The sequence below is a fragment of the Paenibacillus sp. FSL R7-0179 genome, from assembly GCF_038002265.1.
Taxonomy (GTDB): domain Bacteria; phylum Bacillota; class Bacilli; order Paenibacillales; family Paenibacillaceae; genus Paenibacillus_AQ.
Window position 1 is genome coordinate 2,026,376 of record NZ_JBBOCC010000001.1, and the last position, 18,873, is coordinate 2,045,248.

16 protein-coding genes and 1 riboswitch are annotated in these 18,873 nt (G+C 53.2%); of the genes, 11 read left to right on the top strand and 5 right to left on the bottom strand.

What is annotated here, in order from left to right; translation table 11 throughout:
• Positions 1–48: 48 nt before the first annotated feature.
• On the top strand, positions 49–699 hold the full coding sequence (locus tag MKX63_RS08940; protein WP_341016605.1) for a nitroreductase family protein: 651 nt from the start codon (positions 49–51) through the stop codon (positions 697–699).
• Between the two features lie 369 nt (positions 700–1,068).
• On the opposite strand, the gene MKX63_RS08945 is transcribed toward MKX63_RS08940, so the two are convergent.
• Together MKX63_RS08945 and MKX63_RS08950 are read right to left on the bottom strand one after the other, a co-directional pair.
• Positions 1,069–2,556 carry an amino acid permease gene (locus MKX63_RS08945; protein WP_341016607.1) on the bottom strand — a complete coding sequence of 496 codons (1,488 nt, stop codon included), beginning with the start codon at positions 2,554–2,556 and terminating at the stop codon, positions 1,069–1,071.
• Between the two features lie 152 nt (positions 2,557–2,708).
• A riboswitch (Lysine riboswitch) is annotated at positions 2,709–2,926 on the bottom strand.
• A gap of 97 nt (positions 2,927–3,023) precedes the next feature.
• Positions 3,024–4,157, bottom strand: coding sequence for a conserved virulence factor C family protein (locus MKX63_RS08950; protein ID WP_341016609.1), 1,134 nt, complete (start codon positions 4,155–4,157; stop codon positions 3,024–3,026).
• Positions 4,158–4,696: 539 nt separating this feature from the next.
• On the opposite strand from MKX63_RS08950, the gene MKX63_RS08955 reads away from it, so the two are divergent.
• Positions 4,697–5,695, top strand: a complete 999-nt coding sequence (locus tag MKX63_RS08955; RefSeq protein WP_341016610.1) for an MBL fold metallo-hydrolase — start codon at positions 4,697–4,699, stop codon at positions 5,693–5,695.
• A gap of 117 nt (positions 5,696–5,812) precedes the next feature.
• Positions 5,813–7,438: an ABC-F family ATP-binding cassette domain-containing protein gene (locus tag MKX63_RS08960; protein WP_209876806.1), complete on the top strand. Its 1,626-nt coding sequence runs from the start codon at positions 5,813–5,815 to the stop codon at positions 7,436–7,438.
• A 101-nt stretch (positions 7,439–7,539) separates the two neighbouring features.
• On the opposite strand, the gene MKX63_RS08965 is transcribed toward MKX63_RS08960, so the two are convergent.
• Positions 7,540–7,725 carry a hypothetical protein gene (locus tag MKX63_RS08965; protein ID WP_036694961.1) on the bottom strand — a complete coding sequence of 62 codons (186 nt, stop codon included), beginning with the start codon at positions 7,723–7,725 and terminating at the stop codon, positions 7,540–7,542.
• A gap of 129 nt (positions 7,726–7,854) precedes the next feature.
• Here MKX63_RS08965 and MKX63_RS08970 point away from each other — a divergent pair, with 129 nt between their 5' ends.
• Positions 7,855–8,724: a cation diffusion facilitator family transporter gene (locus tag MKX63_RS08970; protein WP_341016612.1), complete on the top strand. Its 870-nt coding sequence runs from the start codon at positions 7,855–7,857 to the stop codon at positions 8,722–8,724.
• Between the two features lie 212 nt (positions 8,725–8,936).
• A complete protein-coding gene (locus MKX63_RS08975; protein WP_341016613.1) occupies positions 8,937–10,028 on the top strand; it encodes a C40 family peptidase in 1,092 nt (363 codons plus the stop codon).
• Between the two features lie 249 nt (positions 10,029–10,277).
• On the opposite strand, the gene MKX63_RS08980 is transcribed toward MKX63_RS08975, so the two are convergent.
• A complete protein-coding gene (locus tag MKX63_RS08980; protein ID WP_341016614.1) occupies positions 10,278–10,682 on the bottom strand; it encodes a hypothetical protein in 405 nt (134 codons plus the stop codon).
• Between the two features lie 281 nt (positions 10,683–10,963).
• Positions 10,964–11,131, bottom strand: a complete 168-nt coding sequence (locus tag MKX63_RS08985) for a DUF1328 domain-containing protein (RefSeq protein ID WP_036694965.1) — start codon at positions 11,129–11,131, stop codon at positions 10,964–10,966.
• A gap of 188 nt (positions 11,132–11,319) precedes the next feature.
• On the opposite strand from MKX63_RS08985, the gene MKX63_RS08990 reads away from it, so the two are divergent.
• The 6 genes from MKX63_RS08990 (at position 11,320) to MKX63_RS09015 (ending at position 18,869) form a co-directional block, all read left to right on the top strand.
• Positions 11,320–11,826 (top strand): DUF948 domain-containing protein, encoded by a 507-nt coding sequence (locus tag MKX63_RS08990; RefSeq protein WP_341016615.1) that lies wholly within the window; start codon positions 11,320–11,322, stop codon positions 11,824–11,826.
• Between the two features lie 70 nt (positions 11,827–11,896).
• Positions 11,897–12,433, top strand: coding sequence for a hypothetical protein (locus MKX63_RS08995; protein WP_341016616.1), 537 nt, complete (start codon positions 11,897–11,899; stop codon positions 12,431–12,433).
• 91 nt (positions 12,434–12,524) lie between these two features.
• Positions 12,525–12,872, top strand: a complete 348-nt coding sequence (locus MKX63_RS09000; RefSeq protein WP_076080447.1) for a general stress protein — start codon at positions 12,525–12,527, stop codon at positions 12,870–12,872.
• 208 nt (positions 12,873–13,080) lie between these two features.
• A complete protein-coding gene (locus MKX63_RS09005) occupies positions 13,081–14,253 on the top strand; it encodes a SpoIIE family protein phosphatase (RefSeq protein WP_341016618.1) in 1,173 nt (390 codons plus the stop codon).
• On the top strand, positions 14,250–17,918 hold the full coding sequence (locus tag MKX63_RS09010) for a response regulator (protein WP_341016620.1): 3,669 nt from the start codon (positions 14,250–14,252) through the stop codon (positions 17,916–17,918). Before MKX63_RS09005 ends, MKX63_RS09010 begins: the two co-directional genes overlap by 4 nt.
• An 81-nt stretch (positions 17,919–17,999) precedes the next feature.
• Entirely contained in the window at positions 18,000–18,869 is an 870-nt protein-coding gene (locus MKX63_RS09015; protein WP_445321823.1) for a CheR family methyltransferase, read from the top strand.
• Positions 18,870–18,873 lie beyond the last annotated feature (4 nt).

The window sequence follows — 18,873 nt, forward strand, 5'->3', positions numbered from 1 at the left end:
AGTGATGATTCAACATCAGCACATTATATACAAAGGAGAGAAATAACCATGAGCACAACGACAGGTAAATTCCGCACAACCAATGATTTCAACACAATTGTCCTGGAGCGCCGTTCCGTGAAGGTCTATGATCCTGAGGTTAAAATCAGCAGAGAGGAAATGACCGAGATTCTGGCGGAAGCCACCCGTGCCCCATCCTCCATTAACATGCAGTCATGGCGGTTCCTCGTCATTGACAGCGCTGAAGGCAAAGCAAAGCTTGCGCCGCTGGCCTCCTTCAACCAGACCCAGGCACTCACATCCGCTGCTGTAATTGCGGTATTCTATGATGCTAACAACACTGAATATATGGACGAAATTTTCGGCAAAGCTGTAGAGCTTGGGTACATGCCCCGCGAGGTAATGGAAATGCAGCTGCAGCAGGTCAAACCTTATTATGCCAACATCTCAGCGTCCGAATTGCGGGATGTGAATCTGATTGACTCGGGGCTTATTTCGATGCAGTTAATGCTGGTGGCCCGCGCCCACGGATACGATACCAATCCGATGGCCGGGTATGACAAGGAGCATATTGCCGAAGTATTTGGCCTTGACAAGGAACGGTTCCAGCCGGTCATGTTAATTTCGATTGGCAAGGCTGCCAAGGAAGGCTATCCATCTTACCGCCTGCCGGTCGATACGATCACAACCTGGGCGTAAGCAACAGTTGCAGGAATTCCCACGAATATCTAACGGACCGGAGAGAATCTTATCCCCGCGAAAACGCCACTTTTTGCAGCTTAATGGACTCAGTCCGTTACGCGAAGCCAAACGCCCCTGAAGAACAAGATCCGCTTGGAAAAAGATGTAATTTGAAGGGGGATTGCATCTGTTCCACTATTTTAAATCTGATAACGTACTAGCTATATTTAAAAGACCGGTTTTGGCCCGCTGCTGCGGATCAAAACCGGTCTTTTGCTGAAAAATAAAAATTCATATGCTTCACGCTATAATTACCTTATCTTATCCGCTGAAACGGTACCGTCCTTAAACGGACGGCAATGCCGGTTCCACTTATGCTGCAATGAATCAGTCTGCGCGGGTGCTCAGATCACACTTCTCCAGCGGGATCAGGCTGCTTTTGCGGAACCATCCATAGCCCAGCCAGATCAGCAGGAACAGCGGCACGCTGACATAGGAGACCAGAATGCCGTACCAGTCGATCTTCGCACCGGTGAAGGCGCCCATGTTCTGGCCGAATACGGCGACCATACACAGAGCGAAGGCAAACAGCGGACCGAACGGGAACCATCTTGCCCGGTAAGGCAGCTCCTCCAGGGAATGGCCTTGCTTCACGAAGGCCCGGCGGAAACGGTAATGGCAGACGGCAATCCCGAGCCAGTTGATGAAGCCGCACATCCCGGAAGCGTTAAGCAGCCAATTGTACACCGCGCCGTCTCCGAAGAAGGAGGCAAGGAAGGCGAGCATGCCGACAGCAGTCGTCACGAGCAGTGCGCCTACAGGAACACCTCTGCGGTTCAGCTTGCCGAGCGCGCGCGGTGCCATTCCATCCTTGGCCATGGCGTACAGGACACGGGTGGAGGCGTACATCCCGGAGTTCCCGGCAGACAGCACGGAGCTGAGAATTACGGCATTCATTACCGAAGCGGCAATCGCCAGCCCTGCTTTGTTGAAGACGATGGTGAACGGGCTGACGCCGATATCATCAATACCGCCGCGGAGCAGATCGGGATTCGTATAAGGAATCAGCATACCGATGACGGCAATTGCAAAAATATAGAAGATCAGAATGCGCCAGAATACCTGGCGGATCGCGATCGGCACATTGCGGCGCGGGTTCTCGCTCTCTCCGGCGGCTACGCCCACCAGCTCCGTTCCCTGGAAGGAGAACCCGGCGGCCATGAAGACCCCGACGAAGGCGAAGAAGCCGCCATGGAAGGAGCTGCCTCCGAGGTGGAAGTTGCTGAAGCCCACCGCCTTGCCGCCCAGAATTCCGAAGATCATCAGGACGCCGACCGTCAGGAAGACGACCACCGTAATAATCTTGATAATGGCGAACCAGTATTCTGACTCACCGTACCCCCGCGCAGACAGGAAGTTCAGGCCGAACATGAGCGCCAGGAAGAGCAGACTCCACAGGAAGGAAGGACTGTCCGGGAACCAGTACTTAATGATAACGGTAGCTGCAGAGAGTTCGGCTGCAATGGTCACTGCCCAGTTGTACCAGAAGTTCCAGCCGATAGCGAAGCCGAAGGCGGGACTGACGAACCGTGTGCCATAGGTGCTGAAGGAACCGGAATCGGGCAGGTAGGTGGCCAGCTCCCCAAGGCTGGTCATCAGAAAATAGACCATAATGCCGACGGCCGTGTAGGCGAGCAGGGCTCCGCCCGGACCGGAGGAGGCAATGGCCCCGCCGCTGGCGAGGAACAGTCCGGTTCCGATCGAGCCGCCGAGGGCGATCATGGTCAGATGTCTTGCTTTGAAGGATTTGCGCAGGCCCGGCGTATTGGCGTTACCCGCCTGTACTGCCGGCCGTTTAGGCTGCTGTGCTTGCATGAATAAGACACTCCCTTTAGATTGATGGTTCTGTTCACAGGGGGAGTGCCGCTGCCTGCATGGGCCAGTGTCTTCTTCCCGGCATGCTGCACGCAAAAAAACCGCAGACGGACGCTGCGGTTTCCTGATTATAGGCTCCGCATCATACTCCCTGTTAAGATAGCGCAACACGGTGCAGCTCCCGCAGTCTCCTGACAGGGGGCATGCACAGTGACAGTTCCGCGCCTTTCGGCAAACGGCCCCAATCGTAACTGCGGATTAAGAGCAGCAGTTAACGATTTCGGCGGATATTCCTTTGGGCGCGTATCACCGATGGCTCTTAGGCATCTCCACGCGCTTACTCTTCTTATCCGCGACCTCTACCTCATCCTAGGTATGATGAGGCTATCTTTGAACGATATGAACAACAGGAATCAGTATAAGGCATAGCGGCTTCTCAGGCAATGACAAAATACGGCAGGTTCACGTCAGCTCCGCCGGCGCTCAGACATCTGCTGCCAGACCGTACCCGCTGCTTCCTCGCCGGACAGAATCCGCTCCAGTGCCATCTTGGCCTGGAGCCCGACCTCGAATTCGGGGTCTTCGGCAGCCACGCTAAGCGCGTCCTGAGCCTCGGCTGTGCCGACTTCGTAGAGGAAGCGTGCCGCCCGCCAGCGCACCAGCTTGCTCGCATCACTCAGCGACGCCGTCATCACCGGCGTCGCCGCCGGGTCGCCGATGTCGGAGAGCGTGTCCCCGGCGGTGCGCCGCACGGCCGGGGCGCTGTCCTTCATCGCCTCATAGAGCAGCTCCATCGCGCCCGGGGTGCGGATATCGCCCAGGTACACGACCGCCAATCTGCGAATCTGCAGCTTGGGGTCGTGCAGCGCCGCCCGCAGCTCCGGCAGGAGCTGCTCGCCCGGCGCCAGATCCTCCAGCGCGGCATAGCGCACGCGCCAATCCGCATCGTGCAGGTCCCGCAGCAGCTCGGCCTGCTCTTTCTTGTGCCGCTGCTCGACGAACTCGCCGGCAGCCCCGTGCGCGATGGCCTGCTGCACGAGGGAGTCGAGGCGTTCCTGCGGATACGCCGCCTCCAGCTCCTGCTCGACCTCGCGGGCAATCTCCGGCGGCACGCCGTAGCGTACGCCGTAATCGCTGAGCTTGCGCTCCTTGATCATCACAGCGCTGGCCACATCAGTCACCGCCTGGGTGAAGCGGCTGGAGAGGGCGATGCGCTCCTCCTTCGCGCCGGTCTTGACGCGTATTTGAATCGGGATACCGCGGAACATCTGCACGAACACCTGGGACTCCCCGAAGTGGGCGCCGTCATTCTCATCGCCAAGACTATATTCCGCGCTGAGGCCATCCGCCCCGAAGCGGTTCTGGACCTCGCGCAGAATCGCCGCCCAGTCCGCGCTGCCCTTGCGCTCCAGCGCGGCGAAGTCAGCGGCATGATAAATACTGGTCACGCCCGGAATCTCCAGCATCTCCTGCGCCCAGGAAGGGGCGGAGCGCCGGGTCTCCGGGGTATACGTCCGGCGGATCCCGGGGGCAAGGCTTTCGTCCAGATGAAGCTTCATGGTATTTGGACTCGGGGTTGGTTCAATAAAGGTAATCTTCATATGTCAGCTCCTCTTCTAAGTAGCATAAGCACCGTTTGCTTTACCCGCATTTTACCTCATTTAAGCAAGTGAATACAAAGGGGCGGACGCGAACCCTCTAAAATTTTAAATATTGCAACTCAAACGGAAAGTGTTGCACTTTTTGCAATTTTGACTTCATATATAACCGGGTTGTTGGGGAATGTTGCATAAAATGAAGGAAATGTCCCGCTAAGACCCCACGGTGGAGTAGAAATGCTGATATTTATGCAATAATCTTGGGTATGAGGCTGAAGATAGGGAGGGGATGTTGCAATCCGTGCAGGATTTCATCCTTCCCCATACCGTCCCCTCCCGCCCGATACCGCCGCTAAGTCCGCAACATCCCTGACAAAAGATGCCCCGACGTTTCCCGCCCACCCATTTGGGTACAATTTGTAGTAAGCGTCCCGCAGAGCCCTGTAATTTTGCAAATGATTCTGCGGAACCCTATAGTTAAGATATGTGGTTTGCCGCCCGGCAACAGAAACGGCAAATCTGCTATAAGGAGTGGTTCTTGCATGGCCAGAATACGTTACAACAACATCGACAATGTCAGCACCGATAAAACACTTAAGGAATTCCGCCAATGGCGTGAGGAGCGCCGCAGGAAAAAGAAGGATTACAGCTATAAAGTGCCGAATCATCCGCCGCGCCTCGACTATCTGGCCGGGAACCGGCTGGAGACGACGATTACGTGGATCGGGCATTCTACCTTTTTTCTGCAATATGAAGGGCTTAATATCATCACCGACCCGATCTGGGCGCGGCGGCTGGGCTTCGAGAAGCGGATCGGTCAGCCGGGCATTCCGCTCGCGGATATCCCGCCGATCGACCTGATTCTGATCTCCCATTCCCATTATGACCATCTGCATATAGCGTCCATCCGCAAGCTGTACCGGGCAGGGACAACCATTGTGGTGCCTGCGGGGCTTAAGCGCAAAATGCTCCGCAAAGGCTTCCCGAACTGCCGGGAAATGCAGTGGTGGCAGGAGATTACGCTGGGTGCCGTCAAGCTGACATTTGTCCCGACCCAGCACTGGACGCGGAGAACGCCGTTCGATACGAATTCCTCGCACTGGGGCGGTTATGTGCTTCAGCCGGCAGATCCGCAGAAGCACCCGGAGGGGGAGGAGGGCAAGGCGCAGCATAAGCTGCTTCCGCCGAACCTCTATTTTGCCGGAGACAGCGGCTTCTTCCCGGGCTTTAAGGAGATCGGCAGACGCTTCAAGCTGCATGTCGCGCTGATGCCGATTGGCGCTTATGAGCCTGAATGGTTCATGAACTCCCAGCATGTGAATCCCGAGGAGGCCGTGCAGGCCTTCCTGGATGTAGGCGCCGAGCTGATGATTCCGATGCACTTCGGAACCTTCAGGCTGGCCGATGATACCGCGCGCGAAGCGCTGGACCGGATGGAGCAGGCGAGGGTAGCGCAAGGGCTTGGTGAGGAGCGTATCCGTACCTTGGGCTATGGGGAGACGCTGGTCGTCCAGCCCGAAGAACGCCCGGAGGGGCAATAACCCGGAGAAGGCTTGTATTAAACACTTCTACTTAAATAAGAGCCGTAATAAGGGCCATTTTGCTTAGATTTATGCTATAATGAGCCGGAACCTATGTGAAAAGGATGGTAATGCTTAATGATTAGCACAAGCGGTATAACACTCCGCTACGGAAAACGCGCACTATTTGAGGATGTAAACATAAAATTCACACCCGGCAACTGCTACGGTCTGATTGGCGCGAACGGCGCCGGCAAATCGACCTTCCTAAAGATTCTGTCCGGAGAGATCGAAGCGAACATCGGCGATGTGCATATCACACCCGGTGAACGGCTGGCCGTACTGAAACAGAACCATTTCGAGTATGACGAGTTCCAGGTGCTGGAGACCGTAATTATGGGTCATACCCGCCTGTATGAAATTATGAAGGAAAAGGACGCCCTGTACGCAAAGAGCGACTTCACTGAAGCAGACGGACTTCGTGCCGGTGAGCTGGAAGGCGAATTCGCGGAGTTGAACGGCTGGGATGCTGAGCCTGACGCTGCTGCTATGCTGATAGGTCTTGGGATCATGCGTGAGATGCATGACAAGAAAATGGCCGAACTCAGCGGCAACGAGAAGGTGCGGGTCCTGCTGGCCCAGGCCCTGTTCGGTCGCCCGAACAACCTGCTGCTCGATGAGCCTACCAACCATTTGGATCTTGAATCGATTGGCTGGCTGGAGAATTTCCTTATGGATTACGAAGGCACCGTTATCGTGGTATCCCATGACCGTCACTTCCTGAACAAGGTCTGTACGCATATTGCGGATATCGATTTCGGCAAAATCCAGATGTATGTCGGCAACTACGACTTCTGGTATGAGTCCAGCCAATTGGCCCAGGCGCTGCAGCGCGATGCCAACAAGAAGAAGGAAGACAAGATGAAGGAGCTGCAGGCCTTCATTCAGCGCTTCTCGGCCAATGCTTCCAAATCGAAGCAGGCGACTTCCCGTAAGAAGCAGCTTGAGAAGATTACCCTGGATGACATCCGTCCGTCCAACCGTAAATATCCGTTCCTGAACTTCAAGCCGGAGCGTGAAGCCGGCAAGCAGCTGCTGACGATCAGCGGCCTGACCAAGGCAGTGGACGGTGAGAAGGTACTGGATGAAATCAGCTTTGTAGTCAACAAAGGAGATAAAATCGCTTTTGTAGGACCGCATTCCCAGCCTAAATCCCTGCTGTTCGATGTGATTATGGGTGAGAAGGAAGCAGATGCAGGCGAGTATACTTGGGGAGTGACAACTACCCAGGCGTATTTCCCTAAGGATAACTCCAGCTACTTCGACGGGGTGAACATGAACCTGGTGGAATGGCTGCGCCAATACTCCAAGGATCAGGACGAGACCTTCCTGCGCGGGTTCCTGGGCCGGATGCTGTTCGCCGGCGAAGAGGCACTGAAGAAGGCAAGCGTACTGTCCGGGGGCGAAAAGGTCCGCTGTATGCTGGCCAAGATGATGCTGAACGGAGCCAACGTGCTGGTATTCGATGAGCCGACCAATCACTTGGACCTGGAATCGATCACCGCGCTCAATAACGGCCTGATCGATTTTGACGGCACAATCCTGTTCACCTCCCATGACCATCAGTTCATCCAGACGATTGCCAACCGCATCATTGAGATTACTCCGGCTGGCATCATTGACCGTACGATGAGCTATGACGAATATCTGGAGAACCCGGAGATCAAGGAAATGCGGGCCCGGATGTACCCTGTAGAGGCTTAAGAATCAGATATAGACAGAATGAACAGTTATGAGTTCATATGAAAAACGGCTGCGTCGTCCCCGGAGGGATAACGCAGCCGTTTCCACTTGAAATCTAAGGTCTAGGAACCGCCAGTCCGGCGGCGCTGATTGTTAGGCTTCTTGTTATTCTGGCTTTTCAGCGGCTTCGCGGAGCCGGCCTGGAAGGTTGAACCCGGTTTTCCCGAAGCATGCTGTTTCTTCTGCTCCAGCTTCTGGCGGATGGCATCAGCCAAATTAATTTTTGGTTTCTCGTTGTTCTCGCTCATTATGTTACCCCCTTAGGCAGCAAGTCCTTTTCCTTATTCTAAATGTTTTTAAATGCTGCTACAAGGGCAAGAATAACTCAAAGAAAGTTTTCCTGTATTTATGCGGCAGGAATAGGGAGAGAGGCAGAGATGACCGATATTTATGAAGATATTCGCAAGGGTGAGAAGGGTGCGCTGGTCAGTATCGCCGCTTATCTGATTCTGTCAGCCTTTAAGCTGATCTGCGGCTATCTGTTCGCCTCCAGTGCGCTCCTGGCGGACGGATTCAACAATTTAACCGATATTGTGGCCTCGCTGGCGGTGCTGATCGGGCTGCGCATCTCGCGGAAGCCGCCGGATTCCGATCATACCTACGGGCATTTCCGGGCCGAGACGATTGCGGCGCTGATGGCCTCTTTTATTATGGCGCTGGTGGGCATTCAGGTTATTGTGGAGGCGGTGCGCTCGCTGTTCGAGGGCGGGAAGGCCACGCCGCAGCTCTGGTCTGCCGGCGTTGCGCTGGTGTGTGCAGTAGCGATGATGGGGGTATATATATATAACAAGCGTCTGGCAGAGCGAATTAATAACCATGCGCTGATGGCTGCAGCGAAGGATAATTTCTCGGATGCCATTGTAAGCGTAGGGGCGGCTGTAGGCATTGTTGGGGCGCAGTTCGGACTGCCGTGGATTGATTCGGCGGCTGCCATCGGAGTCGGCTTGCTGATTATCAAGACAGCCTGGGATATTTTCCGCGATTCCACGTACCGGCTGACAGACGGCTTTGACGAAGATAAGCTGCTTGACCTGCGAAGCACCATTGCCCGGACCCCTGGCGTAGAGGGTATCAAGGATTTAAAAGCCCGTGTACACGGCAATCATGTGCTGGTGGATGTAGTCGTAGAGGTGAATGCCCGCATGACGGTCATGGAAGGGCATGAGATCAGCGATTCGATTGAAGAGCGGATGACCAAGCTGCATAATATCATGCATGTGCAAGTTCACGTGGAGCCCAAGGACTAACATTCCATGATTTCTCCTAGTTAGCTGTAATTTCCACCAAATCCAAGGAGAAATAGCGACTTTAGACCTGCATGTTACCATAAGATGGAAAGGTTTTTTGTGAAATTTGGAGCATGTTCCAAATCCCGGGCCAGCCTATAATGAGGGCAGAAAGCAACAAACGTAGCGCGCGCCGTTGTTGAATTTCTTAATACGCTAAGCGGGGGAACGCTATGATCGTATCACGCAAGAAAATTACAGCATCGTTATGGGTTTCCGCATCACTGGCATTATCCTTGGGAGTGTTCAGTCCAAGTCAGGCTTTCGCTGCAACCGATTCATCGATTACAACACTTGCGGCCTCCACTGGACAGACAGGCCTTATTCAAGCTTCGGTCCGGCTGCGTACAGATCCGTCTACCAGCAGCACGGTACTGAAATATCTAAATAAAGGCGACCAGGTCGTTATTCTGGAAGCTGCGAACAGCTACTGGTACAAAGTAAGAACGGCAGAGGGCATTGTGGGGTATATGAGCTCGGGAGATTCCTACATCCGATTGCTTACGGCTTCCGCACCTGCGTCCCGGACAGCAGTGATTCAGGCCACGGTCCGTGTAAGGGAGACCCCTGCAACCAGTGGTCAAGTGGTTGGATATCTCTATAAGAATGATCAGGTAACCATCCTTGAAGAGACCAACAGCTATTGGTACAAAATAAGAACGGCAAATGGGACGGTGGGTTATACCAGCTCATCCGATCAATATATTACAGCGGGTGCTTCATCGCCGTCTGCTCCAGCAACTCCAGCTCCAACACCGGTACCTGTTCAGACGCCGGTGCCGGCGCCTGTTCCAACACAGGCACCTGTACCTACAGCCGGTCAGACGGCCGTGATTGAACGTGTGATCGCAGCGGGGATGGGCTATCTGGGTACACCGTATGAATTCGGTTCCAGCCGTAATGATACGAGTACCTTCGATTGCTCGGATTTCATCCGCCAGATCTTCATGGATGCAGCGAACCTCAAGCTGCCTGCCGATTCCCGGCAGCAAGGGGACTGGGTGAAGCAGAACAGCGGTGTAACTACGGATATCTCCGGCTTGAAGCGCGGTGATTTGATGTTCTTCATGGATTATAAAGGAACTTCGCCCTCTGCTTATGCCGGAATCAACAAGTCTACGGCAAGAATTACGCATGTCGCTATGTATTTGGGTGACGGGAAGCTGCTGCATACCTATTCAGTAAGCTCCGGCGGTGTAAGAGTAGATAATCTTAGCGCTTCTTGGATGAACCGTTTCCTGTACGGAGGCTCGGTCATCCGCTAATATATACAGCCAGGACAGCAAGAAGCGACAGGCAGTACAAGTTTGTGACGGGTGAACTACAAGCGGGTGTATGGCGGGGTTATCCCTTCAGTAGAAGATTCTGCTGAAGGGATAACCCTTTTTCACATGAATTAGACACAAAAAAAAGGCCGTTTGGATTGGCGTCCACGTGCCTTGTCAGGGTACATCCGTTGAGTCATAGCTGCAGCATAGGAGTGGAGCAGCTATGACTCTTATGTGTCGAATCGCTTATGGATTGATTACGTATGCGGAAGCAGGAACCTTGATCCAGGCTTTACCCAGCCAAGTGTAGATTTCTCTCCATTCGTTGCCCATAGTGTCTCTCGTGATCACACCAGTAGTATCAACAGTCTGTGCACCCAGCCAGCCAATAGCAGTCGTGCTTCCCGCAGAAAGATGGAATGCTGTGAGTTTGGTCAGAATGATCTGAGGAGTTGCAGGCTTGACATTAGCTGCAGTAATGACCGGGTCTGCCGGATTCAGGTAAGTTGCTCCGGTTACAGTGGTTACTGCATCGGAAGAAGTGGTTTTGGTAGTTGCTGTTGTTCCTGTTACTACCTCAGCAGCGGAAGCTGTTGCTGCCAGGGAAGCCATAAGACCCATTGCTACTGTTAAACTGGCTAATTTTTTCATCGATGATTCCTCCTAGGTATGTTGGTGTGATGTTCTATGTTCTTGCTGTGCTAATATGGATGTAAACATAATTTGCATTGAATGAACCAGCGTAACCAAGAAATTTTATTTTTCTTGTCCAGCTTGACGGGAACCGCTTCATCCGGTCTGAATCACCGATGACATTCTGAGCGGAAAGGCCTATACTTTTTGAAGGGCAGCAAGAAGCCCGGAGGCTTCCTGACGAAGAACTCCGGGCCTTGAGCACTGCCTGGCCGGCAGTCAGTTAACGGTATGCTTACCTACATGGATCGTCCCCTGCGCCCCATAAAGAGTGAGACCACGAAGAGGATCAGGAAGATGTAGAACAATACTTTGGCGATGCCGACAGCCGCCGCCACGATATTGAAGAAGCCGAAGATACCGGCAATCAGGGCCACTACCAGCAGAATTATGGACCATCTGAGCATGAGATGTCATCCTTTCTGTACGTTGATGTAGTCATTGTTTAAACGGGGCTTATCCATTTGAAACAGGGAGGAAAGGAAGAGGATTCCAGGTGCTTGGCCTTTGTTTCGGCCGAATTCTGTAAGGGTAACTATGCAGTATCACACAGGGCAAACCGACAATTTAAACATTTTGGAAGGGGTTATCTGCTATGATCATTGAACTTAGCGTTGCACTGGCTGCTATCGCCTTTGCAGTACTCGTATTCTTTTTAATCAAAACCTTGAAATCGGCGAAGGACTCGCTCGACAAGGTCAGCCAGACGCTGCAGGAGGTTCAGAAGACTATCGATGAGCTTACCTATGAAGTGAAAACAACAGTCCGGCATGCCAATGACATCACTGCTGATGTCCAGGGCAAAATCCAGAAGATTGACCCGATCGTGGATTCCGTGAAGAATCTGGGCGATGTCATGAACGAGCTGACATTGACCGTGAAGCAGGTATCGGTAACGGTAATTGAGAAATTCCGTAAATCACGTGAACTGAAGGATAAGGCAAAATCGGTATCTATCGCAGAAGTCCCGTTAACACCGGCGGAGGAGAGAACCGTTCAATCCTATGAGGCAGTGAGTTCAACCAAACCCAAGGGCAAGATTGCTGCAGCCCTCAAAGGCGTGGATGCAGCCGCCGCGATCTGGCAGAAATTCCGCCACTAATACCTTAATGAAATGATATACGGCGGGGCACAGGACGGGGCAATACCAGCACATGAAAGGCGGGAACTCTATGAAAATGGTTATTCTCTTGCTTAGTCTGCTTGCTCCCTTCATTTCTGCACCGCCGCAAGGAGAGACGGTTACGCCCGGTCCCGTTACCGCCGCACAGCTGCCGGCAATGTTCGCCTTCGGGCATAGCGCAGTTGCCGATCCTTACATAAGCAGCTTCGATTCCCTGTCCGGGATTAGCTTATATATGACAGAAGAGAAGCTGCAGCAGGCCAAAGGAACGCCTCAGCAGATTGCTGAAGATCCTTGGGCGGGCTGCCTTGAATATCAATATGCCGATCTCTCGGCGGGGGTATGTGGCGGTGTGGTCCTCTATGTACATGTTTCCCCTGCCCAGGCAGGGCAATACGGTCTGAGCCTTAACGGGCTGATGCTCCATCCCCGGACGATGAATGTGCAGGATATGCTGGGAGCGCCTGATTTTGAAGCCGAGGATGGGGATGTTTACATTAGAGGAGAGGCCGCGCTCAAGATCTACCGTAATATGAAGAACGGCGAATGGGACGGCTTGGATTTGTTCGACGCATATTCCTTCTGAGGCTGATTCAAATACGGCGGTATTGGTTAATGAATGGTCAGTCATCTATCCGGTGGCTGGGCCCTTATTCATTATGAAGGAGAGTGATTTCATGGATTCAACCGGTACACAGGCTTATGCCAAGCTGCTGGAGAACGGCGTTCAAGCGATAGAAGAAGTGAATCGGCTCCGCAGCAGCGGCTACACCAGAGAGGATCTTTATGTGATCAGTCACGATGAAGACCGCGAAGGGCGTATCGTAGACGCCGCAGATACTAATGAAGTGGGGCTGAGCGAAGAAGGGCTGTTCGGTGCCATTGCCAACCTCTTCCGTTCGCGTGGCGACGCTTTACGCTTCAAGATTACTTCACTGGGCTTCAGCGCAGCGGAGGCGGCATTTTACGAGAAAGAGCTGGATACTGGCAAGGTTCTGGTGATTGCCAAAAGAAACCCACAATAATCGCGGGTCAGCTTCGTTGACCTCAATAGTACAATAGCGTAACCTCCAGTCCCACTAAACGTAGTGGAGCTGGAGGTTACTTTGTTGAAACCGGAACCTGTTTATGCCAATATCTAGCTGGATGGTAACAGGCCGTGTAAATATCGTATGATAGAACGATAGAGTTGCGGGTTTATGGTCTTAATATCATTCGCGTGAGGTGAAGAGCTTGAGAATATTAATCGTAGACGACAATCCTACCAATGTAATTATCATTCGTGAGATCCTCAAGAAGGAAGATTACCGGAATTTCATAACGGCTTCGTCCGCTAAAGATATGCTGAAGCTGCTCGGCGTCGGTGCAGGGGAAGAGAACGGGCAGCCCCGGCCGTCTGACGTGGACCTGATTCTGCTGGATATGATGATGCCGGAGATGGATGGGATTGAAGCCTGCCGTGTAGTTCAGCAATATGAGCATCTGAAGGATATTCCTATTATTATGGTTACGGCTGTAGGTGACTCTAAGAAGCTTGCCGAGGCGCTGGATGCCGGAGCGGTGGATTATGTAACGAAGCCCATCAACAAGGTGGAGCTGATGGCCCGCATCCGCCTCGCGCTGCGGCTGAAGCGTGAGAAGGACTGGCATAAGGAGCGGGACCAGCGGATACAGGATGAATTGAAGCTGGCTGCCCTGGTGCAGAATGCGGTACTCAGTCTGCCGCTGGCCGAGGAGAGCCTGGAGGTGCATGCCATCTATCAGCCTTCCTTCGAGCTGGCCGGAGATCTGTATGCCTGGTATCCGCTGGGGGACGGGCGTTATGCGGTGATTCTGCTGGATATGATGGGCCATGGGATCTCGTCTTCCCTGTTCTGTATGTTCCTGGCCTCTGTGCTGAAGGATACTGTAACTACGTATGTGGAGCCGGAAAAAGTCATTCAGGAGCTGAACAGACGATTCAATCAGCTCTATATTGAGAAGCAGCTGGTCCAGTATTATTTCACGGCCATTTATCTTGTCATTGATACCCGCATGAAGCGGATTAATTATGTGAATGCCGGGCATCCGCCGGCGCTGTTCTTTGAAGGGAACGCTAAGACTCCGGTGCTGCTTGAGAGCAATTGTCACCCTGTGGGCCTGTTTGACCGGATCGATATCCAGCAGCAGAGCCTTAGCTATGAGGATGAGGGGCATCTGGTGCTGTTCACGGACGGCCTTTTGGAGATGGTGGAGGGAGGTCAGGAGGAGCAGCTGCAATTCATGATCGGACATTTGAATACCACTCATGACTGGCAGGAAGAACTGGTACGCGCTGCATTCCTGAGCGAGCCTGTTAACGCGGACCGGGATGACGATAAATGTCTGGTCTGGATCTCGCTGAAGAAAGGAACCGATATGGAATGAAGATAAAGGCTAAACTGCTGATCGGGTTCAGTGCCATGCTGGCAATTATGCTTGCGCTGACCCTGATCGGGTATGACAGGCTTCATTATATGAGCAGCCAGCTGGACAGCTACCAGGAGAGATACAGCAAGGGCCGGGCTTCTTCAGGACTTCGCGGGGAAGTGAACGACATGGCAAGGATATTGACCACCTCCATGCTTAATGCCGATACTGTAACCCTGGAAGCGCAGAAGGCGGAGATTGACAGCAAGGTTCTCAAGTCAGCGGAGCATCTGAAGAACATTAAGGCTTCGCTGAAGACCGCAGAGGAACTGCAAATATTATCCCGGATTGAGAACTCCTATTCTGCGTATCTGAAATATCAGGATAAGGTTCTGGAGATGCTGGGAGCCGGATACTTTCAGAATGCCAACACGTACCGTAACGCAGAAGGACAGGACGTTCAGAACGAGGTGCTGAACAGTCTGAATGCGTTGTCTGATTATAATGCCTTCCGCATGACCGAGGAGACGGCCAATGCCCAGGAGGCTTCGAGCCGATCGATTCAGATGGTCACACTGATCATGGTCTTGGGGCTGCTGCTGGGGCTGGGTGTCATTCTGTGGGTGATACCGAGTATCACACGCGGCCTAAGCGTCGTCTCCATGATGATTACCAGCTTCGGCAACGGCAAGATGCGGGCGATCCGCAGGATCAAGGTGAAATCGAAGGATGAGATTGGCGATGTAGCACGGGTATTCCAGCGGATGGCTGAGGATATTGAGCAGAAGCAGGAGCTGGAGAGATCCTATTCCCAGGCACAGAGTGACCAGGCTTGGCTGAATGCCAACATTGCCCGGATTACCGAGCTGCTGCGCGGTGTCAGCTCACTGGATCAGGTATCCCAGACCTTCATCAGTGAGTTCACGCCGGTGCTGGGAGCACAGTATGGTGCCGTCTACCTGAAGAGCCAGGACAATCCGAACCTGCTGGTCAGCAGTGCCTTTTATGCCGGTGAGGAGGGGGTTACGCCGAAGGAGAGCTTCGAGATTGGCCAGGGCCTAATCGGGCAGAGCGCCTTGGATAAGCTGCCGATCAAGCTGACAGAGGCGCCTGACAACTATATCTCGGTGTCTTCGGGATTCGGGGAAGCGCATCCGAGTTATATTTCCATTCACCCGCTTTTATTCGAGGATGAAGTGCTGGGTGTAGTAGAATTCGCATCCTTCACACCGTTCTCGGTGCTGCAGAATGAACTGCTTCATCAGCTCTCCAGTAATCTGGGGATTATTCTGAACAACATCAGCCGCAGGCTAGTGGTTGAGGAATTGCTGCGCGAATCGCAGGCACTGACCGAAGAGCTGCAATGCCAGTCGGAAGAGCTGCAGACCCAGCAGGAGGAGCTGCGCCGCTCCAACGAGAATCTGGAGGAGCAGACGGATGCCCTGAAGCGTTCAGAGGAGCTGCTGCAGCGCCAGCAGGAAGAGCTGGAGCATTACAATACAGAGCTGGTCGCCAAGACCCGTGCACTGCAGGATCAGGTGCAGGAGGTTGAGGAGAAGAAGGATGAAATCGAGCATGCCCGCATGCAGTTGGAGAAGCAGGCTATGCAGCTTGCAGTAACCAGCAAATACAAATCCGAATTCCTGGCCAATATGTCCCATGAGCTGCGCACACCGCTGAACAGCCTGCTCATTCTCTCCCAGCTCCTTACGGAGAATAAGGAAGGCAATCTGAGCGAGAAGCAGGTGGAATTTGCCCATACCATCTATATGTCAGGTGCAGATCTGCTTAAGATGATTGACGAGATTCTTGATTTGTCCAAGGTCGATGCCGGCAAAATGGAGCTGAATCACGAAGAGATTCCGCTGATTGAGCTGAAGACCTTCGTGAAGCAGAACTTTGCTCCGCTGGCTGCGAAGAAGGGGCTGTCGCTGCGCCTGTCCTTTGACGAGCCGCTGCCGGACAGCGTATATAGCGACAGTCACAGACTGAAGCAGATCCTGCGTAACCTGTTGTCCAATGCCTTCAAATTCACCAGCGAAGGGTATGTGGAATTCTCTGTCAGCCGTGCGGACGTCAAGCGGCTGCCTGCCTATCTGCCGCATGATTATGATTATATTGCCATAGCCGTTAAGGACAGCGGCATCGGTATTCCGTCCGATAAGATGGATATCGTCTTCGAGGCGTTCCAGCAGGTGGATGGGACGACGAGCCGCAAATATGGCGGCACGGGGCTTGGTCTCTCCATCAGCCGCGAATTAGCCCGCCTGATGGGCGGAGCCATCGGACTGGAGTCCCGCGAAGGGCAAGGAAGTGTATTCACACTGTATTTGCCGGTTCAGGGGAACTTCAGCCTGTTGCCGGGAGCGGTAGAAGCCGCTCCTGCCGGGGAGCCCTTGCAGCTTGAGGAGTTCCGGGAGGAACTGTCATGGGATAGAGCAGGGGATATCGCGCCTACACCTGTTATGCCTGTAGTTGTGGAAGATGACCGCGATTCTCTGGCCAGCGGCGACAAGGTGCTGCTGATTATTGAGGATGACGAGAGCTTTGCCAAGATTCTGCTGGGCATGGCCCGCGGGCGCGGCTTCAAGGGACTGGTAGCCCTGCAGGGCGATACCGGCCTGCAGATGGCGAAGACTCTGCTGCCGGACGCGATCATTCTCGACATCCAGCTGCCGGTCATGGACGGCTGGTCGATTCTGAGGGAGCTTAAGAGCGACTCCCAGACACGCCATATTCCGGTGCATGTGATCTCTGTGAATGATGAGATGAAGCAGGGGCTCATGATGGGAGCGATGGCCTATCTTAGAAAGCCGTCCTCGCGTGAAGCGCTGGACCGGGCCTTCTCGCAGATTGAGAATTACACCGCCAGCACGATGAAGCATCTCCTGATCGTCGAGGACGACGATATCCAGCGCCGCTCTATTGAGGAGCTTATCGGACATGATGATGTAGTGATTACGGCGGTGTCTTCAGGTCAAGAGGCTCTGAATGAACTGCACAAGCAGAGATATGATTGTATGGTGCTTGATCTGATGCTGGATGATATGACCGGCTTCGAGCTGCTGGATCAGATCCGTGACGATGAGGAGCTAAACGATCTGCCGATTATTATATATACCGGCAAGGATCTGGACAGCAAGGAAGAGACCAAGCTGCGCAAATATGCGGAATCCATTATCATCAAGGATGTCCGCTCGCCGGAACGGCTTTTGGATGAGACAACGCTCTTCATGCACCGGGTAGAAGCAAATCTGCCGGAGGATAAGCGTAAAATCCTGCAAAAGCTGCACAATAAAGAGGAGCTGTTTGACGGCAAAAAAATTCTGCTCGTCGATGATGATATCCGCAACGTCTTTGCCCTCTCCAGTGTGCTCGAAGGCTATCACATGGAAGTGAAATTTGCCGAGAACGGCCGCGAGGCCATCGACATGCTTGTCGAACAGACTGATTATGACCTGGTGCTGATGGATATGATGATGCCCGAGATGGACGGGTATGAAGCGATGCGCCGCATCCGGCAGATGCCGCAGTACCAGAAATTGCCGATTATCGCCCTCACAGCCAAGGCTATGAAGGAAGACCGGGCCAAGTGTATTGAAGCCGGAGCCTCCGATTATATGAAGAAACCGATCAGTACAGATCAGCTTCTTTCGTTAATGCGCGTCTGGTTGTATTCGTAAGGGTGATTTCGGGGTAATACCTATACAGCAGGTTCAAACCAAGTACGGAAATAAGGCGCAGGCAAGGGAGTATTGATGACAATGGCAGCGATGGAGCACGGATATGAGGGGCAGGGGAATCCGCCGGAGAACAAGCAGGAGCTTGAACAGATTGAGATTGAGCTGCTTCTGAACGGAGTACACCGTTTGTATGGATATGATTTCAGGAATTATGCCCTGCCCTCCTTGAAGCGGCGCATCTGGCATCATGTCCATGCAGAGAGCTTACCTACCATTTCTGCCCTGCAGGAAAAGGTGCTGCATGACCGTGCATGCTTCGAGCGGTTCGTGTACAGTCTCTCGATCCCTGTGACAGAGATGTTCCGTGATCCCGGACTCTTCCTGACCTTCCGTCAGAAGGTCATTCCGCTCCTGCGGACCTATCCTTATATCCGGATCTGGCACGCCGGCTGCTCCACAGGCGAAGAGGTCTACTCGATGGCAATTATGCTGCATGAGGAAGGACTGTATGACAAGGCAAGAATTTATGCCACGGACATGAACGCCCGTTCCTTGCAGCAGGCCAAAGAAGGCGTGTACGAGATCGGCAAGATGAAACAATACACCAAGAACTACCTGGAGGCCGGAGGCACAGGTGTCTTCTCGGAATACTATACAGCGAAATATAACTCAGTGATTCTGCAGCCGTATTTGCGCAAGAATATCATTTTTGCAGAGCATAATCTGGCAACGGACACTTCCTTCAATGAATTCAATGTGATCCTGTGCCGGAACGTAATGATCTACTTCAACGATGAGCTCCGCGATCATGTGCATGGCTTGTTCCATGAGAGCCTCAGCCGGTTCGGAGTGCTGGTCCTCGGTTCCAAGGAATCCATTCATTTCACTCGCTACAGTGACAGCTATGAGCCTCTGGACCGGGTTGAGAAAATATACCGCAAAAATAAATAGCGGG

Excerpts from the sequence above, each read along its gene's own strand:
- MKX63_RS08940 (WP_341016605.1), top strand. The coding sequence starts at position 49 with ATGAGCACAACGACAGGTAAATTCCGCACAACCAATGATTTCAACACA.
- MKX63_RS08945 (WP_341016607.1), bottom strand. The coding sequence starts at position 2,556 with ATGCAAGCACAGCAGCCTAAACGGCCGGCAGTACAGGCGGGTAACGCC.
- MKX63_RS08950 (WP_341016609.1), bottom strand. The coding sequence starts at position 4,157 with ATGAAGATTACCTTTATTGAACCAACCCCGAGTCCAAATACCATGAAG.
- MKX63_RS08955 (WP_341016610.1), top strand. The coding sequence starts at position 4,697 with ATGGCCAGAATACGTTACAACAACATCGACAATGTCAGCACCGATAAA.
- MKX63_RS08960 (WP_209876806.1), top strand. The coding sequence starts at position 5,813 with ATGATTAGCACAAGCGGTATAACACTCCGCTACGGAAAACGCGCACTA.
- MKX63_RS08965 (WP_036694961.1), bottom strand. The coding sequence starts at position 7,725 with ATGAGCGAGAACAACGAGAAACCAAAAATTAATTTGGCTGATGCCATC.
- MKX63_RS08970 (WP_341016612.1), top strand. The coding sequence starts at position 7,855 with ATGACCGATATTTATGAAGATATTCGCAAGGGTGAGAAGGGTGCGCTG.
- MKX63_RS08975 (WP_341016613.1), top strand. The coding sequence starts at position 8,937 with ATGATCGTATCACGCAAGAAAATTACAGCATCGTTATGGGTTTCCGCA.
- MKX63_RS08980 (WP_341016614.1), bottom strand. The coding sequence starts at position 10,682 with ATGAAAAAATTAGCCAGTTTAACAGTAGCAATGGGTCTTATGGCTTCC.
- MKX63_RS08985 (WP_036694965.1), bottom strand. The coding sequence starts at position 11,131 with ATGCTCAGATGGTCCATAATTCTGCTGGTAGTGGCCCTGATTGCCGGT.
- MKX63_RS08990 (WP_341016615.1), top strand. The coding sequence starts at position 11,320 with ATGATCATTGAACTTAGCGTTGCACTGGCTGCTATCGCCTTTGCAGTA.
- MKX63_RS08995 (WP_341016616.1), top strand. The coding sequence starts at position 11,897 with ATGAAAATGGTTATTCTCTTGCTTAGTCTGCTTGCTCCCTTCATTTCT.
- MKX63_RS09000 (WP_076080447.1), top strand. The coding sequence starts at position 12,525 with ATGGATTCAACCGGTACACAGGCTTATGCCAAGCTGCTGGAGAACGGC.
- MKX63_RS09010 (WP_341016620.1), top strand. The coding sequence starts at position 14,250 with ATGAAGATAAAGGCTAAACTGCTGATCGGGTTCAGTGCCATGCTGGCA.
- MKX63_RS09015 (WP_445321823.1), top strand. The coding sequence starts at position 18,000 with ATGGCAGCGATGGAGCACGGATATGAGGGGCAGGGGAATCCGCCGGAG.